Source organism: Novosphingobium sp. SG754, assembly GCF_013149315.1.
Taxonomy (GTDB): domain Bacteria; phylum Pseudomonadota; class Alphaproteobacteria; order Sphingomonadales; family Sphingomonadaceae; genus Novosphingobium; species Novosphingobium capsulatum.
Window position 1 is genome coordinate 12,768 of the sequence record NZ_JABGCC010000009.1, and the last position, 23,192, is coordinate 35,959.

General features: G+C 62.1%; 17 protein-coding genes. 12 read left to right on the forward strand and 5 right to left on the reverse strand.

Going from position 1 to position 23,192, the window contains the following annotated elements:
- Positions 1-99 precede the first annotated feature (99 nt).
- From FHW97_RS18365 to FHW97_RS18410, 10 genes are all read left to right on the forward strand, one after another.
- On the forward strand, positions 100-597 hold the full coding sequence (locus FHW97_RS18365) for an antibiotic biosynthesis monooxygenase (RefSeq protein WP_168558071.1): 498 nt from the start codon (positions 100-102) through the stop codon (positions 595-597).
- Positions 598-776: 179 nt separating this feature from the next.
- Entirely contained in the window at positions 777-1,643 is an 867-nt protein-coding gene (locus tag FHW97_RS18370; RefSeq protein WP_171799427.1) for a cupin domain-containing protein, read from the forward strand.
- Positions 1,644-1,847: 204 nt separating this feature from the next.
- Complete coding sequence (locus FHW97_RS18375; RefSeq protein ID WP_171799428.1) at positions 1,848-3,506, forward strand: AMP-binding protein; 1,659 nt, start codon at positions 1,848-1,850, stop codon at positions 3,504-3,506.
- Between the two features lie 183 nt (positions 3,507-3,689).
- Entirely contained in the window at positions 3,690-6,272 is a 2,583-nt protein-coding gene (locus FHW97_RS18380) for a TonB-dependent receptor (RefSeq protein WP_171799429.1), read from the forward strand.
- Positions 6,273-6,809: 537 nt separating this feature from the next.
- Complete coding sequence (locus tag FHW97_RS18385) at positions 6,810-7,766, forward strand: LysR substrate-binding domain-containing protein (RefSeq protein ID WP_171799430.1); 957 nt, start codon at positions 6,810-6,812, stop codon at positions 7,764-7,766.
- A 245-nt stretch (positions 7,767-8,011) separates the two neighbouring features.
- Positions 8,012-8,755 (forward strand): ABC transporter substrate-binding protein, encoded by a 744-nt coding sequence (locus FHW97_RS18390; protein WP_171799431.1) that lies wholly within the window; start codon positions 8,012-8,014, stop codon positions 8,753-8,755.
- Positions 8,752-9,405, forward strand: coding sequence for an amino acid ABC transporter permease (locus tag FHW97_RS18395; RefSeq protein WP_171799432.1), 654 nt, complete (start codon positions 8,752-8,754; stop codon positions 9,403-9,405). The genes FHW97_RS18390 and FHW97_RS18395 overlap by 4 nt, the downstream gene beginning before the upstream one ends.
- The gene (locus tag FHW97_RS18400) at positions 9,402-10,127 is read left to right on the forward strand and encodes an amino acid ABC transporter ATP-binding protein (RefSeq protein ID WP_171799433.1); all 726 of its coding nucleotides are present in this window, start codon (positions 9,402-9,404) and stop codon (positions 10,125-10,127) included. The genes FHW97_RS18395 and FHW97_RS18400 overlap by 4 nt, the downstream gene beginning before the upstream one ends.
- A gap of 271 nt (positions 10,128-10,398) precedes the next feature.
- Entirely contained in the window at positions 10,399-10,761 is a 363-nt protein-coding gene (locus FHW97_RS18405) for a cupin domain-containing protein (RefSeq protein ID WP_171799434.1), read from the forward strand.
- A complete protein-coding gene (locus FHW97_RS18410) occupies positions 10,758-12,173 on the forward strand; it encodes an NAD(P)/FAD-dependent oxidoreductase (protein ID WP_370525468.1) in 1,416 nt (471 codons plus the stop codon). The genes FHW97_RS18405 and FHW97_RS18410 overlap by 4 nt, the downstream gene beginning before the upstream one ends.
- Before the next feature lie 79 nt (positions 12,174-12,252).
- On the opposite strand, the gene FHW97_RS18415 is transcribed toward FHW97_RS18410, so the two are convergent.
- Positions 12,253-14,493 carry a PQQ-dependent dehydrogenase, methanol/ethanol family gene (locus FHW97_RS18415; RefSeq protein ID WP_253941874.1) on the reverse strand — a complete coding sequence of 747 codons (2,241 nt, stop codon included), beginning with the start codon at positions 14,491-14,493 and terminating at the stop codon, positions 12,253-12,255.
- 243 nt (positions 14,494-14,736) lie between these two features.
- Here FHW97_RS18415 and FHW97_RS18420 point away from each other — a divergent pair, with 243 nt between their 5' ends.
- Both FHW97_RS18420 and FHW97_RS18425 read left to right on the forward strand, forming a co-directional pair.
- Positions 14,737-16,446, forward strand: coding sequence for an amidohydrolase (locus tag FHW97_RS18420; RefSeq protein WP_171799435.1), 1,710 nt, complete (start codon positions 14,737-14,739; stop codon positions 16,444-16,446).
- Entirely contained in the window at positions 16,443-16,943 is a 501-nt protein-coding gene (locus tag FHW97_RS18425) for a hypothetical protein (RefSeq protein ID WP_171799436.1), read from the forward strand. The genes FHW97_RS18420 and FHW97_RS18425 overlap by 4 nt, the downstream gene beginning before the upstream one ends.
- Positions 16,944-17,037: 94 nt before the next feature.
- Here FHW97_RS18425 and FHW97_RS18430 read toward each other — a convergent pair whose 3' ends face one another.
- From FHW97_RS18430 to FHW97_RS18445, 4 genes are all read right to left on the reverse strand, one after another.
- Positions 17,038-17,379, reverse strand: coding sequence for a cytochrome c family protein (locus tag FHW97_RS18430; protein ID WP_370525469.1), 342 nt, complete (start codon positions 17,377-17,379; stop codon positions 17,038-17,040).
- Positions 17,380-17,498: 119 nt separating this feature from the next.
- Positions 17,499-19,853 carry a TonB-dependent receptor gene (locus tag FHW97_RS18435; protein WP_171799437.1) on the reverse strand — a complete coding sequence of 785 codons (2,355 nt, stop codon included), beginning with the start codon at positions 19,851-19,853 and terminating at the stop codon, positions 17,499-17,501.
- Between the two features lie 248 nt (positions 19,854-20,101).
- Entirely contained in the window at positions 20,102-21,409 is a 1,308-nt protein-coding gene (locus FHW97_RS18440) for an AAA-associated domain-containing protein (RefSeq protein WP_171799438.1), read from the reverse strand.
- 51 nt (positions 21,410-21,460) lie between these two features.
- Positions 21,461-23,188, reverse strand: coding sequence for an ABC transporter permease subunit (locus FHW97_RS18445; protein ID WP_253941876.1), 1,728 nt, complete (start codon positions 23,186-23,188; stop codon positions 21,461-21,463).
- Positions 23,189-23,192: the final 4 nt, after the last annotated feature.

The window sequence follows — 23,192 nt, forward strand, 5'->3', positions numbered from 1 at the left end:
ACTATCATCTTTGCCGATGCTGGCCCTACCGGCTGGCCATGGCGCTGTTCATCCTGCGCAAACAGCTTGTCGTGCTGGACTCATTGAGAGGAGAACCCCATGTCCATTTATCTCAGCATGCAGCGCGTGCGCTTTTCCAGCCCGGACGGGTATGAAAAGTTCAAGGTCATTTTCGCCGATACGCGCACCCATCTCATGAAATTGCCGGGCTTCCTCCATTTGACCTGGTGGGTCCATCCCGAAGACCCCACCTGGTTCAACGAGGTCAGCTTCTGGGTGAGCCGCGAGGCGCTCAAAGACTGGCATATGGCGACCTATCACAAGCACGCCAAAGAATGGGCCGCGCGCGGCGCCATCATGGAAGACATCATCACCAATTTCGAGCTTACCAACACGCGTCTGCTGCGCGTTTGCCCCTGCTGCGGGCTGGTCGAGGACAAGGCGTTCGAACTCCAGGAAGAGCAGAAGGTGCTCGCTGAGCCGTGCCCCAAGTGCGATTTCAACTTCCCGGTCATGCCGAACACGCCAAGCAGCTTTGCGGTGTTCAAGGACGTACCGTTGCTCCCGGAAGCGTCAGAGCCGTCCGTGGCGCCGTGAACGGGCGGGAATGAGGGCCAGCGCGCCCCGCATCTGGCCCAATCGAAAAGGCCAACGGTGGCGCTAGGGCAATGACCGCAATGCGCTGATAGTGGACATTGGCCGACCTTTGAGCGGACAGACGCGGCTTTCGCGGCCGGCCGGTGATGATTTAATCTTGCATCCAGGGAGATTTTCGCATGGCAACGCAGTTGGCCACGGAAGTGCAGGACGGACCGCGTTACGCGGTTCATGGTGGCGTGCAGAACGAACCCAACGAGAAATGGGTGCCGTTTGAATGGATCGAACCCCGTTTCGGTGCGCAGGTGCACGGCGAATACGTGGTAATCCGGCCGGAAGGCACGTCGGGGTCGCTCTCGGCCGGTTTCTGGCGTACCGGGCCATCCGCGCCGGGCGCCGCCGCGGATGGGTCGCATGCCATCGTTTATTCCGCGCCGCTGGGCGACGAGACCGCTTGCGTGATTGACGGCACCGCCGTGCTTACCGTCATTGCCACCGGCAAGAGCTATAAGGTTGGCCCCGGCTCGATCATCTATTCGCCCAAAGGGCTGGAGGTGCAGTGGGAGATCGAGGGGCCGTCTTTCAAGAAGTGGTGGTGCATCTGGAACGGCAGCGAACCGACCGCGAACCCGTTCCAGGAACTACTCATCACGCACACCAGCGACAATCCCGACGAATGGCAGGAGTATCATTTTGTGGAACCTGCCGAGGGTGCGCAAGTTGCCGGTGAACTCTATATCAATCGCGCCGTCGGATCGACGGGCACGATGCTGAGCGGCGTGTGGCGTTCGGGTAAGGGCATCGCCGGGACTAACGTGGACGAGAAAGGCACGCTCGTCACACCTTACACCGGCGTGCTGGGTGACGAGACGATCCTGCTGCTCGAAGGCGAAGTCGAAGTGGTGGAGACGGACAGCGGCAAGGTGCATAACTTCAAGGCGGGCGATTCGATCGGCCTGTCTTCCGGGATGCACATCAGATGGACGTCCAAGGGACCCTTCTCGAAGAAACTGTGGGTCATCACACGGGACGTGTTGCCCGAATAACGTCCAGGTTCGCGATGGTGGGTGGCGGGGCGGTTCTGCGCCCGCCACTTCGCTCGCCCTATGAGGGGGCGATGGCGACGGCGGATCCACTATTTCGCACCCACGCCGCCGCCTGTCATTGATCCGGCGGGGTGAATACTCGGAGCGCGCTGGAAAACCGGCGGGTCGTATCGTTGTGGCATGATTGCGGAGAGGAACAAAGGCATGACCGGAACACCGGTTGCTGTCGCCGCCCCCAGCTACCAGGGGGCGGTCGAAGAATTTTGCATGGAACGGGAATGGGCCCGGCTTTCTGGCAGTCTTTCGGGCGGTATCAACGCCTGTGTGGAATGCTGCGACCGATATGCCGATGGCGACGGTCTGGCCTTCATTGCGGTGGCGGCAGACGGCACGAGGCAAGACCACGGTTTTGCCCGGTTGCGCGGCTTGTCGGCGCAAGTGGCGAACATGCTGGCGGCGCATGGCGTCAAGCCCGGTGATGTTGTGGCGGGCCTGCTACCGCGACGAGCCGAACTAATCGCCACGGTCCTGGGCGTCTGGCGGGCGGGCGCCGTCTATCAGCCGCTGTTCACCGCCTTCGGTCCCAAGGCCATCGAACACCGGTTGGGCATGAGCAAGGCCGTGCTGGTCGTTACGGACAGTGCCAATCGCGCGAAGCTGACCGGCATCGCGCAATGTCCGCCGGTCGCCACCGTTCGCTTGCCCGAGGAATTCCTGACCGCCGGGGACATCGACTTCAGCGCCGAAGTGATGGAGATGCCCGCCGATTTCGCGCCGGTGATGCGCGCCGGCGACGATCTCTTCCTGATGATGTCCACATCGGGTTCGACAGGTCTGCCCAAGGGCGTGGGTGTGCCGCTCAAGGCCCTGCCTGCCATCGGCGCCTATATGCGCTGGGCGATCGACCTGCGGGCGGAAGACCGTTTCTGGAACATCGCCGATCCAGGCTGGGCCTACGGCCTCTATTACGGGATCACAGGTCCGCTGTTGCTGGGCCGGTCAACCATCCTGTACGAAGGCGCATTTTCCGCCGCGGCGGCCTACGATCTTATCGCCAACCTTGGCGTCACGAACCTCGCCGGCTCGCCTACCGCCTATCGCCTGCTGATGGCCGAAGGCGGCGATGCCGCAACAAGGGTCAGATGCAGGCTGCGCGTCGTCAGCAGCGCGGGCGAGCCACTGAATCCCGAAGTAATCCGCTGGTTTGACGAGCATCTCGCAGTGCCGGTGTACGATCATTACGGACAGACCGAAACCGGCATGGTCGTGAACAACCATCACGGTCTGTCGCACCCGGTCCGTGCCGGCTCGGCGGGGTTCGCGATGCCCGGCTACCGGTTGGCGGTGCTGGATGAGGAGGGCAATGAGCGACGCGCGAACCAGCCGGGCGAACTGGCCGTCGACATCGCCCAATCGCCGATGCTCTGGTTCCGCGGCTATTGGCAACAACCCACGCCCGCCATCCGGAAAGGCTATTATCATACCGGCGATACCGTGGAACGGGAAGCGGACGGCAGCATTAGTTTCATCGGCCGTGCCGATGATGTCATCACTTCATCCGGTTATCGCATCGGCCCCTTCGATGTCGAAAGCGCGCTGATCGAGCATCCCGCCGTGATGGAGGCCGCCGTCATCGGCGTGCCCGATCCCGAACGCACCGAGCTGGTCAAGGCGCTCGTCGTGCTAAATGCGGGGTTCGCGGCATCGCCAGTGCTGTCCGATGCCCTCAAAGCGCATGTCAGGACGCGGCTTTCTGCCCATGCGTATCCCCGGCTGATCGCGTTCGTGCCCGAATTGCCCAAGACGCCCAGCGGCAAAATCCAGCGCTTCATGTTGCGTGCCATGCATATCGACCAACGGTGAAACTGGCTCCATTAAAAACCGGCGAACAGGTTCTAAGAAGAGGGTCAGATTTCCTGCAGGTTGGACCTTGACACCAGCGCCGGGGATTTCTGCGGAAAGGTCCGTGTATCCCCCGGTGACGATGTCGAGGCGCAACAGGTCACGAATGCACCAAGATGCAGTGACCTCATCAGGGAGCTTTCTATGAACAGGGTTGGAGGCATCAGCATTCTTGCCGTCGCGGCATGTCTTGCGACGCCGGCATTTGCGCAGCAGTCGACTGACGAGCAAGCGCAGCCCGGAGGGCTGGGAGAAATTGTCGTCACCGCGACCAAGCGGTCGGAAAATCTCCAGAACGTTCCCGTCGCCGTATCGGCCATCTCCTCCTCGCAACTCGCCAACAAGGGCGTGTTCGATACGTCGGACCTCAACAGTTCGATGCCTAATCTTCAGGTATCATCGGCCTACGGTTCGCAGCAGCCCAATTTCACTCTGCGCGGCATCGGCGTCGGCACCGAACTCAGCGCCAGCGCGGCCTCCCCGGTCGGCGTCTATGTCGACGAGGTCTATCAGACCTTCCGCGCGAGCCAGGGGCAGCAACTCTATGACCTGGCTCAGGTGGAGGTAGTACGCGGCCCGCAGGGCACGCTCTATGGCCGCAACACCACGGGAGGTGCGATCAATTTCATCACCCGCCAGCCCGATCTGAAGGACGCAAATGGTTATGTGACGGCCGGCTATGGCAATTTTGACCGCAAGAGCGTCGAAGGCGCCGTCGAACTCACGCCGGTCAAGGACCAGCTGGGTATCCGCATCGCCGGCACTTATGTCAAAATGGATCCCTACATTCACAACCTGATGCCCGCCGGCCTCAACAAGACGGCCGCAGGCGGTGCGTCCGGGCGAAATTTCGCCACGGGTCGCGATCCGGGCGGCGATGAAACATATGCCTTTAGGGGAACGCTGCGTTTCAAGCCGAGCGATACGCTTGATGTCACGGTGAAGGGCTATGCGTCGAAATCGATCGGCGGGACCGCGGCCTCGCTCGGCGCGGGCTCGTACAAGGCCAATCCGGCCCTGTTCGACTATGAAAACTCCAATTTCATCCTGGCACCATTGTTTCGCGCGCTAGGCTCCAACGGCGCCGGTTTGCTGCCCAGCAGCTACAGCCGGGCGGGCCTGTCGGACACGCAGATCGAACAGGATACGATTGGCCGCGCCGAGACCCGCACGGAAGGCGTGGTGCTCACGGTGAAGGCCAAACTCCTCGACAAGCTCAACCTCACCTCGATCACCGGCTATGATTCTGGCCTCTATCTCCAGACGCAGACCGATTGTGACAGCAGCCCCCTGCGCCTCTGCTCGAACGGCTACCGTTCCGATTTCAAGGCCTTCAACCAGGATCTCCGGCTCGATTACAGCAGCGGCCCGTTCAAGATGATCGCCGGCGCCTATTATGGCTGGGACACGGTGACGTCGAACAACGATATCGACATCTTCAACCTGCTCAGCGACGTCCGCGCGGCAGTTGGCCTGCCTGCAACGTGGTTCAATCCGGCGGGTGGCTTCAACGGGAAGGGTTTGTCCGCCGGTTCGCTTCCTACCGGCATTCTTGGCAAGCAGCATTTCAGGCAGAACCGCGAGAGCTGGGCGATCTACGGCGAAGGCAGCTACGAAATCACGCCGACGGTGAAATTCACCGCTGGTCTGCGCTACACGACCGACACCACCAACTATCGCGATGGTCTCACCACGTACTACGATGATGCCGGTAACCCACGGATGCTCGCCGTCTCGGCTTATGGCGCGCCCTATTTCCTATCGCCGGTCTACGACGAGGCCGGCAAAGTGGCGATCCCGGCCACCGGGGGTACGACACCTGGCGGCGTGAACAAGGATGGCAAGACCAGCCGCATATCGGGTCGCGCCATCTTGGACTGGAAACCGGTGGACGGTGTCATGCTCTATGCCAGCTACAGCCGTGGCTATCGCGCCGGAACGTTCAATGGCTTGGCCTATATCAGTTCCCCACAGGTCTATTTCGTCAAACCAGAGGAAGTGAATGCCTATGAGATTGGTTTCAAGACCCGGTTCCTCGACAATCGGCTGCAGATCAACGGCAGCTTCTTCTATTACGATTACAAGAACCAGCAGAGCCAGGTCGTCGACCAGAGCGTAACGGCGAACATCATCACGCTCGACGGCACGATGAAGGGGCTTGAACTGGATGTCCAGTTTGCCGCAACCGACCGCCTGACGCTGAGTGCATCGCTTGGTCTGCTGGACAGCAAATACAAGGGTTTCGACCAGGCAACTTGTGCTGCGCTGAACCTGAGCGGGCTGTTCCCGGCTCAGAAAGGCTCCTGCGTGCAATCCGGCGCTGGCAGTGTCAGCGTGGGCGGAAATCCCTTTCCCTATGCGCCGAAGTCCTCGATCAACCTTGGCTTCGACTGGGATGCGGCAGATGTCGGGGGTGGCAAGATCAAGCTGCACGGCGACACAGCCTATACCGGCCGTTTCTACTACGACTCGTTCAAAGACTACAGTCGTGGTGTCCTCAAGAACCTCGCCACTGGCGCTTATACCAATGGTGAAGGCGATTACTGGGTGTTCAACAGCCGCATCAGCTTCGTGACCGGTCGCTATACGCTTTCGCTGTGGGGCAAAAACCTGTCGAACAAGCTCTATTTCCCAGGCGGCTATCCCAACGAGGGAATTACCGGAGCGGGCTACCTGGTCCGGGCGTTGCCTAGGACATATGGCGTCGAAGGCACCTTGCGCTTCTGACGTGAGTCAGGGGATCGCATGTCGATCCCCTACTATTGGCCGAAGAGCCCCATTCCTCGTCGAGATGAACGAAGGCGCAGTTTCGTTGTCGGCATCCGGACTCGGGAATGGCAGGAATGAGGGCGATCTGGCTCAAACTCCGGCGCCTAAATCCGAGGTGCAAGTGGCCCACGACTCGGCCGAATCGGACATTGGATTCCGCTCCTGCGAACCGAACCCATTTACTTTCCGCTTGACAGGAGCACCCGCGATGGACCGATTTGCGAATCATCGAAAAACCTGTCGCTTTATCAATTTGATAGAGCGCTAATTCGATTCCCTTCACCCAGGTTTTTCAAGGGCCTACGCGCAAAAACTGCCAGCCTTTGCAACATCATTACAATGGCCGTTCCCGCAAGTTTAGCTGGCAAATTCGCCGCACATGGCCTTCGTTTGGGCGCTGCGGGGATAGGTCGGTGACGCATGGCAGCGTGGTGTTGACCGGAAAGCACCGAAGATAACGTTGACAAATGCGTATGCCGGTCAATGATCTGGGCGATGTCCACAACCGATCCGACCGACCGCGCCCGCGTTATCCGGGCGCAACGCGCGGCCACTCCGCCGTTTGCGGCCCTGCGGGCATTCGAGGCAGTGGGCTCATGCGGCGGCATTCGGCGGGCGGCGGCTGCGCTCTCTATCGATCATGCTGCGGTCAGCCGCCATCTTTATGCGCTGGAACAATGGACTGGCATGTCGCTGGTCGATCGCAACGGAGCGGGGCACGGCAACCTGACGGAGCAGGGCCGCGCCTATCACACCCGGATCAGCGCCGCGCTCGCCGAGATCGCCCTGGCCACGCAGGATCTGATGCGGCGCGACGATGATGTGCTGCTACGGCTGTGGGTGGCGCCAGGACTGGCCTCGGAATGGCTGTCGGGCCGAGTCGGAGAATTCATGCGCGATCATCCCTCGGTGGAGCTGGAACTCCAGCCGTCGGACACACCGCCGGCATTTGCCGCCAACGAAGCCGACGCTTATCTGCACTACATCATCGATGCGCATCGCGAGGAACCGCGTGCAACCCTCCGGTCCATCGAGGTGGCACGGCCGGCTGTGCTGGCCGTCGCCAGCCCGGCCTTCATTGCCAGTACGCCGCCCATTTCCACCCCTTCGGAACTGCTGGAGCGAACGCTGCTCCATGAAGCGAGCAATGATCAGTGGCGACGCTGGTTCGATCAGCACGGGGTCACCGATGTGGGCGAGATCCCCGGCCCCAAATTCTGGCAGGGACACCTGACTCTGGCCGCAGCACGCAAAGGGCAAGGCATTGCACTGGCCAATGCCTTGCTGGCCAGTGATGACCTGGCAAGCGGCCGCCTGGCAGCAGTCGGCGCGTTCCCCGACGTCTTCCTGGGCAGCTACAATTTCACCGCTAGGCGCGACAACTGGCGCGCGACAGCCATCGCGGCGTTCCGACGCTGGCTCGAGAATGCGATGGCCCATTCCGCGCGGTGACTGGCTGACACCAGGGCCGATCTTTTATCAACTTGGGCGAAGCCGGCGAAGCCCATAGCCTGTCCGAATTCGACGACATGGCACCCGAAGACGTGGGCATGATCGCGTGTGACAGTGCTTCCTGATCGGGGCAATGGTGACCGCAGCCGCGGTGGACCAGGAAATGGCCCAGGCCGCAATGGCATTGCGGCCGGATTGGAGGCGGGCAATGGGGCTGTGGCGACGACATGATTAGCCGAAGAACAATGCTTGCCGCATCGATCGGCAGCGTGCTGGCTGCCGCGTGCCATCGTCGCGTGCGGAAAGCCGGTGAACTGGTGATCGGCTCCTCTCCAACGGGCGTGCCGTTCAGCTTTGTCGACCCGATGACGAATGCGCTGACCGGCGCGATCGTCGATATTGCGAGTTCTGTTTCGCACGCGCTGTCGCTTTCCCCCGACCTTCGCGTCACACCTTTTTCGGCACTCATTCCGTCTCTTGTCACCGGCAAGATCGACATGATCGCAGCGGCACTGCTGCGCACGCCAGAGCGCGAGAAGGTCGTGTCGTTCAGCCGCCCCGTCTATGCCTATGAAGGCGCGCTGGTCGTGCGCGCGAGCGATCATCGCCCCTACCCCGATCTCGCCGCGGCGCGCGCGCTGAGGATCGGTGGGCAGATCGGAACCCGTTTCATCGACCAATTGCACGCGGCCGGGGTGGCCGATGTGGCGACCTATGAAAACCTGTCGGATCTGTTGCGAGACCTGGATCACGGGCGGATCGATGCCGGTTATGGCGATGCACCGATCCTACGCTACCAGTTGCGGGTGGGCCCGCGGCGCTCGGTTCGGATCGTTCCTGGATTTACGGCACCGGCCCGCGAGGAATTGTGTCTGGTCATGCGCAAGGGGGACGGATTGTTGCCCCAGGTGGACCAGGCGATCGCGCAGCTGCTGCCCCGGCGCATTCCCGCAATCGCTCGACACTGGCAACTCGAAGAGGCGGCATGAGCGACTTTCTGACCGATACGATCCAATTCCTGCCGGTCCTGCTGCGGGGACTGGGCATGACGATGGTCCTGACCCTGTGCGCTCTGGCAACCAGCATCGCGCTGGGGATTTGCTGGGCGGTGATGGGCATGAGCCGGTCTGCGGTGGTGCGCGGCGTTAGCCTGGCCATCGTGCATACCGTTCGCGGCATCCCGATCATCGTGCAGCTGTTTTGCGTGTATTTCGTGATGCCCGACATTGGCATTGACTTGCCGCCTTTCCTGGCCGGTGTCCTGGGCCTTGGCCTGGCCTATTCGGTGTATCAGGCCGAGAATTTTCGCGGCGGTTTCGGGGCCGTTGATCGACAACTGGTGGAAGCGGGGCTGTCGGTCGGCATGAGCGACCGACTGGCCTTCCGGCGGATCGTGCTGCCGCTGGGGCTGCGTGCAGCGCTGCCCTCGTTCGGCAATACGACGGTCATGCTGCTCAAGGATTCCTCCATCGCGTCGACCATCACCATCGCCGAACTCACCCGTGCGGGACAGTTGCTCGCCATTTCAACCTTCAAGAACGGAACGGTCTACGTGCTCATCGCGCTGCTCTATCTGGCTGCCAGCCTGCCCTTGGCAGCATGTGTCCGCACCCTCGAACGGCGGCTGGCACGGCGATGATCAGGCTAGACGGGGTCACCAAGCGCTATGGTGACAAGACGGTTCTGCGCGGCATCGATTTTACGGTGCCGCAAGGCCAGGTTGCTTGCCTGATCGGTCCGTCCGGTTCTGGGAAATCCACCGTGCTGCGGGCCATCAACGGACTGGAGCGACACGACAAAGGCACGATCGAGGTCGACGGAGTGCCGGTGACGGATGCCAATCTTTCCGCGATCCGGCGCAAGGTAGCCATGGTGTTCCAGCGGTTCAACCTGCTGCCACATCGTACCGTGCTGGAAAACGTGATCGAAGGGCCGGTGCATGTGTTGCGCGAGCCGCGCGATGCAGCAGAGGCCCATGCGATGGCGCTGCTCGACCAGGTCGGCCTGGCTGACCGCGCCAACGCGATGCCATCGCAATTGTCGGGTGGTCAACAGCAACGCGTTGGCATCGCGCGGGCCCTGGCGATGCGCCCGCAGGCGATCCTGTTCGATGAACCCACATCCGCCCTTGACCCCGAACGCGTAGGTGAGGTGCTGCAGGTCATGCGCGCGCTTGCGCAAAGCGGCATGACCATGATCGTGGTGACGCACGAGATCGCCTTTGCCCGCGAGGTGGGCGACCGCGCCATCTTCATGGCGGATGGCGTCGTGGTGGAGGACGGCCCAGCGCGTGAAGTGCTGACCGCGCCCCGCGCGCCGCGCACGCGGCAGTTTCTCGACCGGGTGCTCAACCCGCTATAGGCGCGCGGCAAAATTGGCGCCTGCAGCTTTGCCGCCTTTGGCCCGGCTATAGCTCCCGTCTCCACCTATCGCACTCTTTGCGAGCGCCGATGCCGTTCGTCGCGGCTGCTGGCCCGGCATGTCTGCCGGATTGGCGCCCTGCGCGCGCCATTGGCGCATCCATGCCGGTGATCGCGGTGATCGGCACACACCGCCAGAGCATAGCAACACAACTATTTCCAGGCTCTGGCTGGGCGCAACGTCGCATTGGTAACCAGGAGACCCGCATTCCATGAAGCCAGTCATTTTCCAGCCAGAGACATTGCTTTACACAGCGGAAGGCAAGCCGGTTCCGGCGCCGCTGGGTGATCCTGTCTCGATCGTCCGCTCAGCGTCACTGACGTCGAGCGCAAGGGCTACGAACAGGATCGGCGTATGGGAATGCAGCCCCGGGCGATGGCGGCGCCAGATCGTACAGGCGGAGTTCTGCCATTTCCTGGAGGGGCGCGCGACCTTTACGCCCGACACAGGCGAAGCCATCGAGATCAAGGCCGGCGATGTCGTCCATTTTCCCGAAAACAGCCTTGGCGTATGGGATATTCACGAAACCAGCCGCAAGATTTTCATGGTGTTTGACGAGGAGCCGAGCGCGTGAGCGAGGTGCGGGAGAGAAACGCCGACCGGATCGAACCGATTGAGGGGGATCACTGGATATCGAGTTCGCGCGACGATCTGCGCTCGCGCCCCGCACTGGATGGCGATGTATCGGCAGATATCGCCATTGTGGGTGGCGGCTTTTCGGGGTTGTGGACCGCGTTTCACCTTTTGTCTGGCAATCCCTCGCTGAAGGTCGCGATCGTGGAACGGCGCTTCTGCGGCTATGGCGCGTCGGGGCGCAATGGCGGCTGGTGCTCGCCACGTTTTCCGGTTGATCCTGCGCCACTGATCCGCCGCTATGGCGTGCAGATGGCGCGACGGGTGATGGAAGCGCAACAGGAGACTGTCGCACGCTTTGACGGAACGCTGGCTGCGGCAGGCATCGATGCGGAATTCAAGCACACCGGCCTGCTCAGCATCGCGCGGGGTGAACAGCAACTCGCATCCTTGCAAAAAACCTTTGCCACTTATGAAACCCTCGGCCTGAACGAGGGCAATCGGCTGCTCGATGCGGACGAAGCCGCCGAACAGGTTCATGTCACCCGAATTTCCGGTGCCCTGCACTCGGTGCTGGGCGCCACGGTCCACCCCGGCAAGCTGGTGCGCGGACTGGCGAACGCCGTGGAGGCCCTTGGCGCACAGATTTTCGAAGGGAGCGAGGCGATATCGGTTCGGCGTGGCCGGGACGCCGCGATTTGCTGCACGACAGGCGTGGTTCACGCAAAACGCGCGGTGGTTGTGGCCGGCGAGGCATATCTACCAAGCCTTCCCGGTTTCCGCCGCGACCTGCTGCCGATGTCGTCGATGATCGTGCTAACCGAACCGTTGAGCGCCGCACAGTGGGACGCTGTTGGCTGGAAAGGTGGGGAATGCCTGAGTTCGCAGGCCCGCACCAAGAACTATCTCACCCGCACCAGCGATGGTCGCATTCTCTATGGCAGCCGCGGCGCGCTCTATCATTTCGGCTCCGCCACGCGTGACGAAGCGCTGCGCGAGGAAGACGTTTTCGACTGGATGCGCAGCACGGTGAAGGAATGGTGGCCGGCCTTGGCCGACATCAGGTTTACCAACGCCTGGGGCGGCTATCTGGGCGTACCGCGCGATTGGATGCCCACGGTTCACTTTGACCCGGATAGCAAGCTTGCCTTGCTTTACGGCTACACCGGCCGGGGCGTGTCAACCAGCGCGATGTGCGCTCGCTTGGTGGCAGGCCTGGTCGGGGGATGGCAAACCGGGCTGGAAGGACTGCCCTTCCACCGCGCCGCACCGCGCAAGTGGGAGATCGAACCGTTCCGCTGGGGCGGCGTACGCTATGTCCAGAGTGCGCTGGCGCGGATCGACGCCGCTGAAGAACAGAACCGCAGCAAACCGATCGACGCGCCCTTGGCGGAATACCTGAGCGCGCAGTGAAGGCGCCATCTTAGGATGATCCCAGCATGCAACCACGGCATGCTGGGATCCAGGCATGCGGGAAAAACCCGCGCGATCATCAGCTGGCGTGCATCACAGGCTCGTCGCCGCTCTTCTGGCCTTTGCCGTCCTTCCCATCCTTGGTCTGCGCACGCTTTTCCTGCGCCTTGGCGATCAGATATTGGCGGATCGCTTCTGTCTGATCGCGGTCCAGTACTTTGGCAAAGCTTACCATGCCGGCATCGGCCAGAACGCCATCGAGCACCACAGAGCGCCAGGCATCGGGATCGGCGATGAACGGGCTGTAGCGCAGATCAGGCTGATTGCCGGTGCTAACGGCACGATAGCCATGGCACACCGCGCATCGCCGTCCGTAAAGATCATCGCCCAGCGCAAGCGTCGCAGCATTTGCCGTACTTGCCGGGGGATCGAGTACCATCGGTTGCGCCGGTGGGGCATCGGGCAACTTCGCCCGGCCGCCCAAGGCAAAGACCAGCACCCGGTCCAGATTGGCATGCCGCCCATCCTTGCCCACGAGGTTGCAGGCCGAACCATAGACGCCGCCGCAGCCGGCCAGCACCGCCACATATTGCTTGCCGCGCACCATATACGTCATCGGTGCGGCGAGAATTCCTGTCTGTCCCCAGATGGAGAACAGTTCCTTGCCGTCGCTTGCCCGCACGGCCTTGAAAAATCCTGTGCCCGTGCCTTCGAACACAAGGTTACCGGCTGTTGCCAGAACCCCTCCGTTGCCAAATGTCTCGCGCGGCGCGCGCCAGACTTCCCGTTGGTTGACCGGGTCCCACGCCATCAAATAGCCCTTCGTTTCCTTGAGCGGCGAAGTAAGCTGTGGAACCGAGGCGCCCAGGCGATTGCCGGTGTTATATCCCAACGCGGCTTTTTTATATTCTGGATCAGGCACATAGGGCAGCGCCAGTTCCTGAGTGGGGATATAGACCAGGCCGGTCTGCGGACTGAATGCCATCGGTGGCCAGTTGTGCCCACCGAGCGAACTGGGCGTGCCGTAGAACGGCTTCCCGCGCTCGCTATAGCGCGCCTCGGGGTTTTCGACCGGTCGGCCAGTGGCCAGATCGATCTTTGATGCCCAGTTCACCGGCACGTATTTTTCGGCGGAAATGACCTTTCCGGTCTCGCGGTCGAGAACGTAGAAAAAGCCGTTTTTGGGCGCATGCATCAGCACCTTGCGCTTTTGGCCGGCAATGACGAGGTCGGCCAGGACGATGGACTGGGTAGCCGTGTAATCCCATTCGTCACCCGGCACTTCCTGGTAGTGCCAGACATATTGCCCCGTTTCGGGCCGCACTGCCAGAATCGAGGAAAGGTAGAGGTTGTCCCCCTTACCCTCGCTGCGGGCCATCCGGTTCCAGGGAGAGCCATTGCCCGTGCCGATGTAAAGGAGATCGAGATCGGGATCGTAGGCGATGGAATCCCAGGCATTGCCGCCCCCAGCTTTCTGCTTCCACCACGCGTCACCGGCCCAGGTCGCGCGCGCGGCCGCCATTTGCGGGTCGGACACTTCCCCGTCCGCCTGGCCGGGCGCGCCAGGCACGATGTAGAAGCGCCAGACTTTCTTGCCCGATACCGCATCATAGGCGCTCACGAACCCGCGGGCGCCAAGTTCGGCGCCGCCATTGCCGATGATCACCCGCCCCTTGATCACGCGCGGGGCGCCAGTGATGGTGTAGGGCATATCCTTCGGCGTTGTCTGCACGCTCCAGGCTTGCTTGCCAGTACGGGCGTCGATGGCGATGAGCCGGCCATCGAGCGTGCCCACATAGAGCCGGCCCCGCCACCAGGCGACGCCGCGATTGACCGCATCGCAGCAAGCATTGACCAGTTGCGAGCGTGGCACGGCCGGGTCGAAGGTCCACAAAAGCTTGCCGTTGGTCGCATCAAAGGCTTTCACCAAGCTCCAGGCCGTGGATACGTAAAGGACGCCATCCACCACCAAGGGCGTCGCTTCCTCGCCACGGGACATGTCGAGATCGGCGTACCACGTCAGGCCCAGTTGGGACGCAGTGGTATCGTTGATCTGGGACAGGGGGCTGAACCGCTGCTCGCTGTAGGTGCGGCCGGTTGTCACCCAATTCCCATCGTCCGCGGCGATCCGGGCGTCTCCACCGGGAAGCAGGTGCATTGGCGCGTGCTTTGCGTTGGCCAGCAAGAGAGCAGCGCATGCGGTGACAAACGCACCGCGAGATACCAGGCTGCCCTTCGGCAGGCGACTGAAAGCCATTGAAAACCCCTCTGCTAATTCCGGCCTGCCTGCCTTTGCACCCTTATGGATTGCGACAGGCAAGCGCGAGCCGAACAGTGGTGAGTTTCCCGAAGTTTCCGTTCAAGTTGCGTTCCCCGCCAAGCACGGTGACTACCACTCACCGCCAGGGCGTTCACCGACGCGTCTTGCTTCCGCGCGGCGCGATACACCGGTGTTGTCGTCTCATCACCAGGCGGGTGCCTTTTTTCAGCTTTATATCCAGCCCGCTGTGTCAGACCATATCCTGATGATCTTTGCGGCAATTCGCGATGTTGGAGCCCAGGCATGAAGCTACTGCGTACGTCGGCACTTTGCACCAGCCTGATGGTGATGGCAGGTTTTGCGCTGCCCGTGGCGGCCGAGGCACCGCATCGCGAAGCCGATCTGGTCCTCACCAACGCGAACGTCATCACTGTCGACGCGCACGAACGCCTCGCGCATTCAGTGGCCGTGCGCGATGGACATATCGTGGCCGTCGATGACGCCCAAGCCTGGATCGGGCCGCACACACGCGTGCTGGACCTTCAGGGACGCACGGTGTTGCCCGGATTCATCGATAGCCATACCCATGTCGACGGGATGGCGGATGTGGAGGCACACACTGTCAACATCCAGGTACCGCCGCTGGCTGGTCCGGATGCGATCATCGCCCGCCTCAAGGAGCTGCAGAAGAAGCTGGGTCCGGGCGCCTGGCTGCATGGCAACGGCACCTACAACCAAGTCATGCCCACGCGCGAACAGCTCGACGCGGCGTTTCCCGACAATCCGGTGCGGCTGGACTGGAGCGTACACGACAACGTGATCAATCACGCGGCGGCCGTGGCGTTAAAGCTTGACCGAAACTTTCCCGATCCGCCCGCCGGATCGACCGGACGACTGGAGCGTACGGCCGATGGCGAGGTGAAGATCATCCGCGACTATCACGTTCCCTTTCCGGTCGAGACGTTCACCCACGCGGAAAAGAGGCAAGCGCTCAAGGACATTCTCGAGAAATTCTATCTGGAGCGTGGCGTGACCACGGTGTCTGACATGGCCATTACCGGGCCCGATACGTTCCAAGCCTATCAGGAACTGCGGGACGAGGGCCAATTGCCGGCACGGGTGCGGATGAACCCGCTGTTCAACAAACCCGGCCAGGCAGGCGGCATGCTTTCCACCGGATGGCACACGGGCCTTGGCGACGACATGCTGTCGATCGGTGCCATCAAGTTCGTGCTCGACGGCGTATGGGGAACCACGGCTGCGGTTTACAAGCCGTTCTGGAATGGTTCGGGCACGACCTGGATCGCCAACAACCGCGGCGGCACGTCCTTCACCCAGGAACAACTCACCAGCGAAGTGGTCGCCGCGCACAAGGCGGGATGGCAGGTGCAGATCCACGCCAACGGCGATCGCGCGCAGGACATGGCACTGACTGCTTATGAAGCGGCGCAGGCAGCAGCGCCGCGGCCCGATGCGCGGGACCGGATCGAGCATTTCGGTCACTTTCTGGTGCAGGACGAGCGCACGGCCCAGCGCTTGGCGCGGATGAAGGCAGATGGCGTCATTCCATCGATGCAACCGGCGTTTCTGTGGCGTCTGACCAACGTCAACGTGAAGGAGCCGGGCGTGAAGTTTTTCGCGCTGCGCACGCTGATCGACGCGGGCATGCATCCGCCCGGCGGCGTCGATACCATCGGCACGCAGAATTTCGCGACGTACCCGCTGTTCTCCATTCAGCGCGCGGTGGTGCGCGACACCAAGTACGGCACGATCGCCCAGCCCGAAGAAGCCATCACCGTCATGGAAGGCATCAAGATGTTCACGATATGGGGCGCCGAAGCCAATTTCATGGAAAAGACGCGAGGCAGCATCGAGCCGGGCAAGCTGGCCGATTTTGTCGTGCTCGATGCCGATCCGCTCAAGATCGCCAAGACCGGGCTCAGCCAGATCAATGTCGATATGACCATTCTCGGCGGCCGCGTAGCCTATGATCGCAAGCAGACCGCGCAATGAGCCCGCTTCGCAATCCTTCCGCGCGCAGTAATGCGATCCTGTCGCTTGGCGCAGCGATGCTGGCGTTTTGCCTGCCAGCCGAAGCGGGGTGCGCCCAGGCCGCGCCAGGCTTTGACGGCACCTGGATCTATGACAAGTCGCGCTCCGGGCCGCATCGCGAATTGCAGGAAACCGTTACGATGGCCGATCACGACGGCAAGCGCGCCTATCGCGCCGATGTGATGGTCAACGGGGTGCATTCCGGCGCGCGTTTCGAAGCGCTGACCGATGGAACGCCAGCTCCGCTCTATGATGTACTGAGCGGCCGGCAAATCGGCATTGCCACCCTGGAAAGCAAGGGGCCACAGGTAGACCAAATTCGCATGATGTTTGCGGGCAGCGACCATCGTACGGTAAACCTCGAACACTGGCTAACCAACGATGGCACGGCGTTCATCGCCGTTCTCAAGGACGGCGAAGGCCATGTCACGTCGCTGATGACGTTCGTGCGTCGCTAGGCTCGGGCCCACAGCCACTCTGCCCACGCAAGTAAGGCCGGGTACCTCTGCACGAGGTGCCCGGCCTATTCGTGTCGCAGGGGGTTCGCCGTGCTCAGTTCTTCAGGGTCATCAGATACGCCACCACGTTGGCGCGCTGCCTGTCATCGGGCAATGACACCACCATGCGGGTGCCAGGGACCATCCTGCCTGGCGCAGTCAGGAACGTGTCCAATGTCTTGGCGTCCCATTTGATTTTTGCGCTCTTGAGGGCGGCGGAATAGGCAAATGTCGTGCTGCCGGCAGCGCGCTTGCCAATATTGTTGAGGTTGGGACCGACGCCTGGGCGCCCGTCAGGCGTGGTGCTGTGGCACATGGCGCAGCGCTGCTTGAAGACCGCTCCACCTGCTGCCGCATCTTGTGCCCGAAGCGCGGCCGGGGCCATCGCGATGGCCACGCAAGACGTTACAAGGAGGGTACGCAACATGCTCAATTCCAATCGATTATCGCGAGCGCGGTCGCGGATTTCCCTGGCGGCCGATGGTGGCATCGGACGATGCCACCATCGGCGCCCCATCACATCGTCAAGGTTGCCATGATGCCGATTGTCCGCGGCGTGATCGTACGCTCGGTAAAGAACGGCGCATAAGCATAGAGATTGGCCTTGTTGAGAATGGGCCGCGCGTTCAGCAGGTTTTCGCTGAACAGCGACCAATTCACCGGGCCTGCCTTGAGACCAAGGCGCACGTCGAGCTTGTTCATCGCTTCGTTGGTGACGCGGGTGGGATCGTAGACGGACGAGATCGGGTTCTGGAAGCCGAATGGCCCCTGCGGACGCGAGTTATAGGTGTCCTGAACCCTGATATAGGCATCATGCCGCCCAACCAGCAGGCTATATTCGAAGAAGCCGTTCAAGGTCCATGGCGAGCCGTCAATCTTCTGACCGGCAAAGACCGTGGCCTTGGTCCCGGACTTGAGCGTGTCGAGATACTTGGAGTCATTATAGCCAACCGTCAGCCCAAGACGCAGCTTGTCCGTGGGATGCATGTTGAGATTGAGGTCAAAGCCGCGGCTGCGAGCGCTGCCGGTATTCAGCGTCAACGGATAGGCGCAGGTGAGCCGGATGCTTTGCTGGATGTTCTTCCAGTTGATCTGGTACACGCTGGCCTCAAAGCTGAGCAGGCCGCCGCCGACGCGCCCCTTGCTGCCCAGTTCGTAGCTGTCAGTCGTATCGGACTTGTAGGTTGGCGGCGGGCCATCAAGGCCGAGGGCCGCCAAGCCTGAGGCGCATGCCGGCATGGGCACGGCCTTGTTGACCCCGCCGGTGCGGAAGCCACGGGCATAGGTTGAATAGAACATGAGATTGTTGCTGGCATCATAGGACAGCGACACTTTCGGCGTGAACGGCTTTTCCTTAATCGAACCGGCGTTGTGCGAAACGCCGGTGACATAAGTCGGACTCTTCTCGACGATATCATAGACCATTTTGTTGATCGAATAGCGACCACCGAGGGTGATCTTGAGGTGATCGACAAACTCCCAGTCGAGATTAGCAAATGCTGCAAACTGTTCTTCGACGGTATTCTCCACACCGGTATAACGGTAGAGACCATCCACCAAGCCGGTGCCGAAGTATTGCGCCACCGTCTTACCGAAATATTGCTTGGTGAAATCGTTGAGGTAGGCGCTGTTGAGCTTGGGATCGGAAAAGATCTTGCTGTGCGAATAATACCCACCCACCAGCCAGTTCAGGCGCGACGAAGCCGTATTTTGAATACGAATTTCCTGGACATAGTCGCGCTGCTTGGTGCGGGAATACCAAGTGTCGATGACCTGGGAATAGCCATTAACCTTGGTGAAGAGATAGGCCGGACCGAACGTGGTCAGATTGTTGGTCTGGCTCTGATCGCGCGTTTCATTCACATCGCGGGCATAATGCGAGGTCACCGAGGTGATGCTTACGCCACCAGCATCCGCAACCATTTTCAGCGAGGGCAGCCAGAAACGGTCATGCGACGGCTGGGGAATAGACGAACCGCTGTTGAATTCACCGTCATGCGTATTGGACAGCGAACTCCAATAGTAGGAGGTATCGTTGATTTTCTGGTCCTGGAAATAGATCGACGGCGTGATCGTCAGCCACTCCGTCGGCTTCAGGGCCAGAGCCGCGCGCAAGACGTACGTGTTGCTGAAGTTGGCATTTTTCTGCTTGCTGTTCGGATCCTGATAGCTGGCACGATCGACATAGCCGCCTTCGTGCTGATACCAACCGCTGACCCGAAAACCGACCTTGTCTTCCACGATCGGTGCACCGACGGCGAGGCCGATTTCGCCGCCCGGGCTGCCCCCATCGGTCGCGACGAGCGAGGTGCGGCCATAGACACTGGTGCCCGACAAACTGGGCGCTGGCGTGATGAAGCGGATGGCGCCCCCCATCGAACTCGCGCCGAACAGCGTGCCCTGCGGACCGCGCAGCACTTCCACGCGATCAAGGTCGAAAACGCGCGGGAAGGTGGAAAGCGAATAGTTGAGCGCGGAATTGCGCGACTGCACCGGCGTATCGTCAATATACGTTGCGGTGGTGGCCGCGCCAGCAGTCGAGTTGATGCCGCGGATCGAGGCGCGCATACCGCCAACGCTGCCAGAACTGGCCGCGACATTAAGGCCCGGCGTCTGTGCCGCGATGTCCTGAATGGTGCGGATGCCGCGATCGTCGAGATTCTGTTGGTTGAGCGCGGCTATGCTGACCGGCACTTTCAACACCGATTCCGAGCGCCGCGTCGCGGTGACGAGAATTTCATCCGAATGCGGCGGCGTCGGTGCGCTGTCCGCTGCGGTCTGCGCGGACGCGGTCGCTCCCATCGTCGATGCGGCCAGCGCGATTGCTATACTCGCCGCTGACGCGGTGAATCCGGTCTTCCTTGATGTCATCGTTGCTTCCCCCTGTCTGGCTATTTTCCAGTCCGGAATTTCCGTTCCGCAATGGAAAGCTGGCATAGCAATCGATAATCAAGGAGGTGCCAAAGCCCGGATACCTGTTGTAGCAGAGTCACCGGTACGCGCCGAAACACGGGTCTCGCCATGCATCGGAGAGGGCCAGTTCATTGCGGTTGCAATCTGGGCGGGTACCACCTTTCACCGCGTTTGGAAGCGATGCGAACCGCCCGCCGCGTCCCGTGTTATTGCGGGTCGTCGAGGCTGAACTGGTCGTCGTCCTCGTGGTAGGTGAAGACTTCGGCGTAGCGGCCCCAGTTGGTTACGGTCTTGAGCGTTTCGCTGGCGAAATCGGGGCTCATGTGGTCCTCCAGCTCATCACGGAAGCGGCGCGCGGGGGCCTTGTGGCTGGCGCGTTCATCAAGGATGCGGCGGATGTGGCCCGCCAGCGGAACGTGGGCGAGCAGCGCCTCTCCGAACATGGCCTTGCGGTGATCGACATCGGCCTGGGCATAGCGACGCGCCGCGGGCGTGAGCAGCAGTTCGGCCCCGCGCAGTTCGGCAAAGCGCAGCAGTTGCAGGGTTTCGGCCATGGGGAAGAGATCGTCGATCTCGAAATTGAGGGAATCGGCCAGTTCGGCCATGCTGGCGCGGCCGTTGAACGGGGTGCCGTCGACCTCTTCGATCAGGCCGGCCAGCGTGTTGGTGGACACATGCGGCAGGACCATGGCGATGCCGGTGCCGGGGAACACCCCTTCACGCGGGCGGGCGGCATCGGCCGGGCGGGCGGTCATCCGCGCATAGATGTCATCGACGAGCGCGCGGAACGGCGGATCGAGCCGGTCGCGCGGGCGCGGGATATCCACCTTGATCTCGGCCACGACGCGGCCGGGATTGGAAGAGAAGACCAGGATGCGATCGCACATCTGCACCGCTTCCTCGATATTGTGGGTGACGATCAGGATCGATTTGATCGGCATGCGCCCTTCCGACCAGAGATCGAGCAGATCGGTGCGCAGCGTTTCGGCGGTAAGCACGTCGAGCGCGGAAAAGGGTTCGTCCATCAGCAGGAGCGAGGGATTGACCACCAGCGCACGGGCCAGGCCGACGCGCTGGCGCATGCCGCCCGACAGTTCCTTGGGATAAGCGTTTTCAAAGCCATCGAGGCCGATCAGGTCGATCGCGGCCAGCGCGCGGCTGCGGCGTTCGGCGGCTGGCACTTTCTGCGCCTCAAGCCCCAGTTCCACGTTTTGCAGCACGGTGAGCCAGGGAAACAGGGCGAAGGTCTGGAACACCATGGCCACGCTGGTATCGGGGCAATCCTCGCTGGCGATGCGCGCAACGGTGCCCTGGCGCGGATGGATCAGGCCGGCGATCGAGCGCAGCAGCGTGGACTTGCCCGAGCCGGAGCGACCGAGCAGCCCGACGACCTCGTTCTGGTAGAGCGTGAGATCGACGTTTTCGAGCACGAGATGGCCACCGGGCGGCGGACCATAGAAATGGTTCAGGCCCTTGACCTCGATCAGCGGCTGGGACGGCAGGAGAGTTGCCATGGGGATACTCCGAAAACGATAAGCCAGGGATTTGAGAAAAAGGCGGGTTTGTCAGAGGCGCAGACGGCGTTCGCCAAAGGCATAGAGTGGGCGCCACACCAGGCGGTTGAAGCCGAGCACGAACAGGCTCATCACCGCGATGCCCAATGCCACCTGCGGATAGTTTCCGGCCGTGGTGGCATCGGCGATATAGGCGCCAAGGCCATGGGCGCGCAGATGATGATCACCCCAGGTAACCACCTCGGCCACGATCGAGGCGTTCCACGATCCGCCCGACGCGGTAAGCGCGCCGGTGATATAGTACGGGAAGATGCCGGGCAGCGCGACTTGGCGCCACCACTGCCACCCCCGCACGCCGAACATGCCAGCCGCCTCGCGCAGGTCGTTGGGAATGGCGCTGGCCCCGGCGATCACGTTGAACAGGATATACCACTGCGTGCCCAGGATCATGAGCGGCGACAGCCACACATCGGGCGCCAGGCCGAACCGCACGATCGCGATCACCGCAAAGGGAAACAGCACGTTGGCGGGAAAGGCGGCGAGGAACTGGGCGATCGGCTGAACCCGCTCCGCCAGGCGCGGACGCAGGCCGATCATCACGCCCAGCGGCACCCAGATCACACTGGCCAGCACGATCAGCACGATCACGCGCACCATGGTGATCATGGCGTCGCCCAGGGCCTGTGCCATGTCTTGCAGGGTAAGCGAGGTGAGCACGTAATGCCCGGTCCAGCCGAGCGCCGCGATCACGCCGAGCCATACCCCTGCCTGCCACAGCCGTTCCAGCCAGGGGTTGGATGCGCCATCGACTACGACACGCTGGCGCCGCGCGCGCGGTTCGAGCGCAAGGAGCAGTTGGCCGAGCGTGGCCAGCGGCGCCAGCACCACCGGCAGCAGGCGGGTGCGGCGCAGGAGATCGTGAAACCAGCTTTGCGGGGCATCGGTGCTGGCGGTCTGTTCAAAGCGGAAGCGATCGGCCCAGGCCACGATCGGGCGGAAGAACAGTTGGTCATAGGCCAGGATGACCAGCGCCATCGTGCCCACGGCCCAGCCCACCGCGTGGAAATTCTGCTGCTGGATCGCCATGGCGAGATAGGAGCCGATACCCGGCAAAGTGGCGGTGGTGTTGCCCACGGTGATCGCCTCGGATGCCACCACGAAGAACCAGCCGCCCGACATCGACATCATCGCGTTCCACACCAGCGCAGGCGTGGCAAACGGCAGATCGAGCCGGAGGAAACGGCGCACCGGTGAGAGGGCAAAGCCCTGGCACACTTCCTCCAGATCGCCCGGCACGCTGCGCAGCGACTGATAGAAGCTGAACGCCATGTTCCACGCCTGCGAGGTGAAGATGGCAAAGACGCTGGCCAGTTCCACCCCCAGCACGTTGCCGGGGAAGAGGTTCATGAAGAACGTCACCGTGAACGTGAGGAAGCCCAGGATCGGCACCGACTGCAGGATATCGAGCGCCGGCACGATCAGCCGCCCGGCATGGCGGCTGCGCGCCGCCAGCGTGGCCACCACCAGCGTGAACACGGTGGAAGCCAGCAAGGCGGCGAACATCCGCAGCACGGTGCGCAGCGCATAATAGGGCAGATGTACCGGCGCGAGCGTGACCGGTTCGAGATTGAGACTGCTGAGCGGGGCCACGGCGCCTTCGGCCGCGCGGAAGACCAGCACGGCCAGGCCCGAAAGGATGGCGAAGGCAATCGCATCCTCGCGGTTCGGACGGGTGAGCCGCAGCATGCGCGAAAAGCTGGGCAGGCGGGTGGTGGTCATGATC

Bases quoted from the DNA above. Each gene is read 5' to 3' on its own strand.
- FHW97_RS18365 (WP_168558071.1), top strand. From the start codon at position 100: ATGTCCATTTATCTCAGCATGCAGCGCGTGCGCTTTTCCAGCCCGGAC.
- FHW97_RS18370 (WP_171799427.1), top strand. From the start codon at position 777: ATGGCAACGCAGTTGGCCACGGAAGTGCAGGACGGACCGCGTTACGCG.
- FHW97_RS18375 (WP_171799428.1), top strand. From the start codon at position 1,848: ATGACCGGAACACCGGTTGCTGTCGCCGCCCCCAGCTACCAGGGGGCG.
- FHW97_RS18380 (WP_171799429.1), top strand. From the start codon at position 3,690: ATGAACAGGGTTGGAGGCATCAGCATTCTTGCCGTCGCGGCATGTCTT.
- FHW97_RS18385 (WP_171799430.1), top strand. From the start codon at position 6,810: ATGTCCACAACCGATCCGACCGACCGCGCCCGCGTTATCCGGGCGCAA.
- FHW97_RS18390 (WP_171799431.1), top strand. From the start codon at position 8,012: ATGCTTGCCGCATCGATCGGCAGCGTGCTGGCTGCCGCGTGCCATCGT.
- FHW97_RS18395 (WP_171799432.1), top strand. From the start codon at position 8,752: ATGAGCGACTTTCTGACCGATACGATCCAATTCCTGCCGGTCCTGCTG.
- FHW97_RS18400 (WP_171799433.1), top strand. From the start codon at position 9,402: ATGATCAGGCTAGACGGGGTCACCAAGCGCTATGGTGACAAGACGGTT.
- FHW97_RS18405 (WP_171799434.1), top strand. From the start codon at position 10,399: ATGAAGCCAGTCATTTTCCAGCCAGAGACATTGCTTTACACAGCGGAA.
- FHW97_RS18420 (WP_171799435.1), top strand. From the start codon at position 14,737: ATGAAGCTACTGCGTACGTCGGCACTTTGCACCAGCCTGATGGTGATG.
- FHW97_RS18425 (WP_171799436.1), top strand. From the start codon at position 16,443: ATGAGCCCGCTTCGCAATCCTTCCGCGCGCAGTAATGCGATCCTGTCG.
- FHW97_RS18435 (WP_171799437.1), bottom strand. From the start codon at position 19,853: ATGACATCAAGGAAGACCGGATTCACCGCGTCAGCGGCGAGTATAGCA.
- FHW97_RS18440 (WP_171799438.1), bottom strand. From the start codon at position 21,409: ATGGCAACTCTCCTGCCGTCCCAGCCGCTGATCGAGGTCAAGGGCCTG.
- FHW97_RS18445 (WP_253941876.1), bottom strand. From the start codon at position 23,188: ATGACCACCACCCGCCTGCCCAGCTTTTCGCGCATGCTGCGGCTCACC.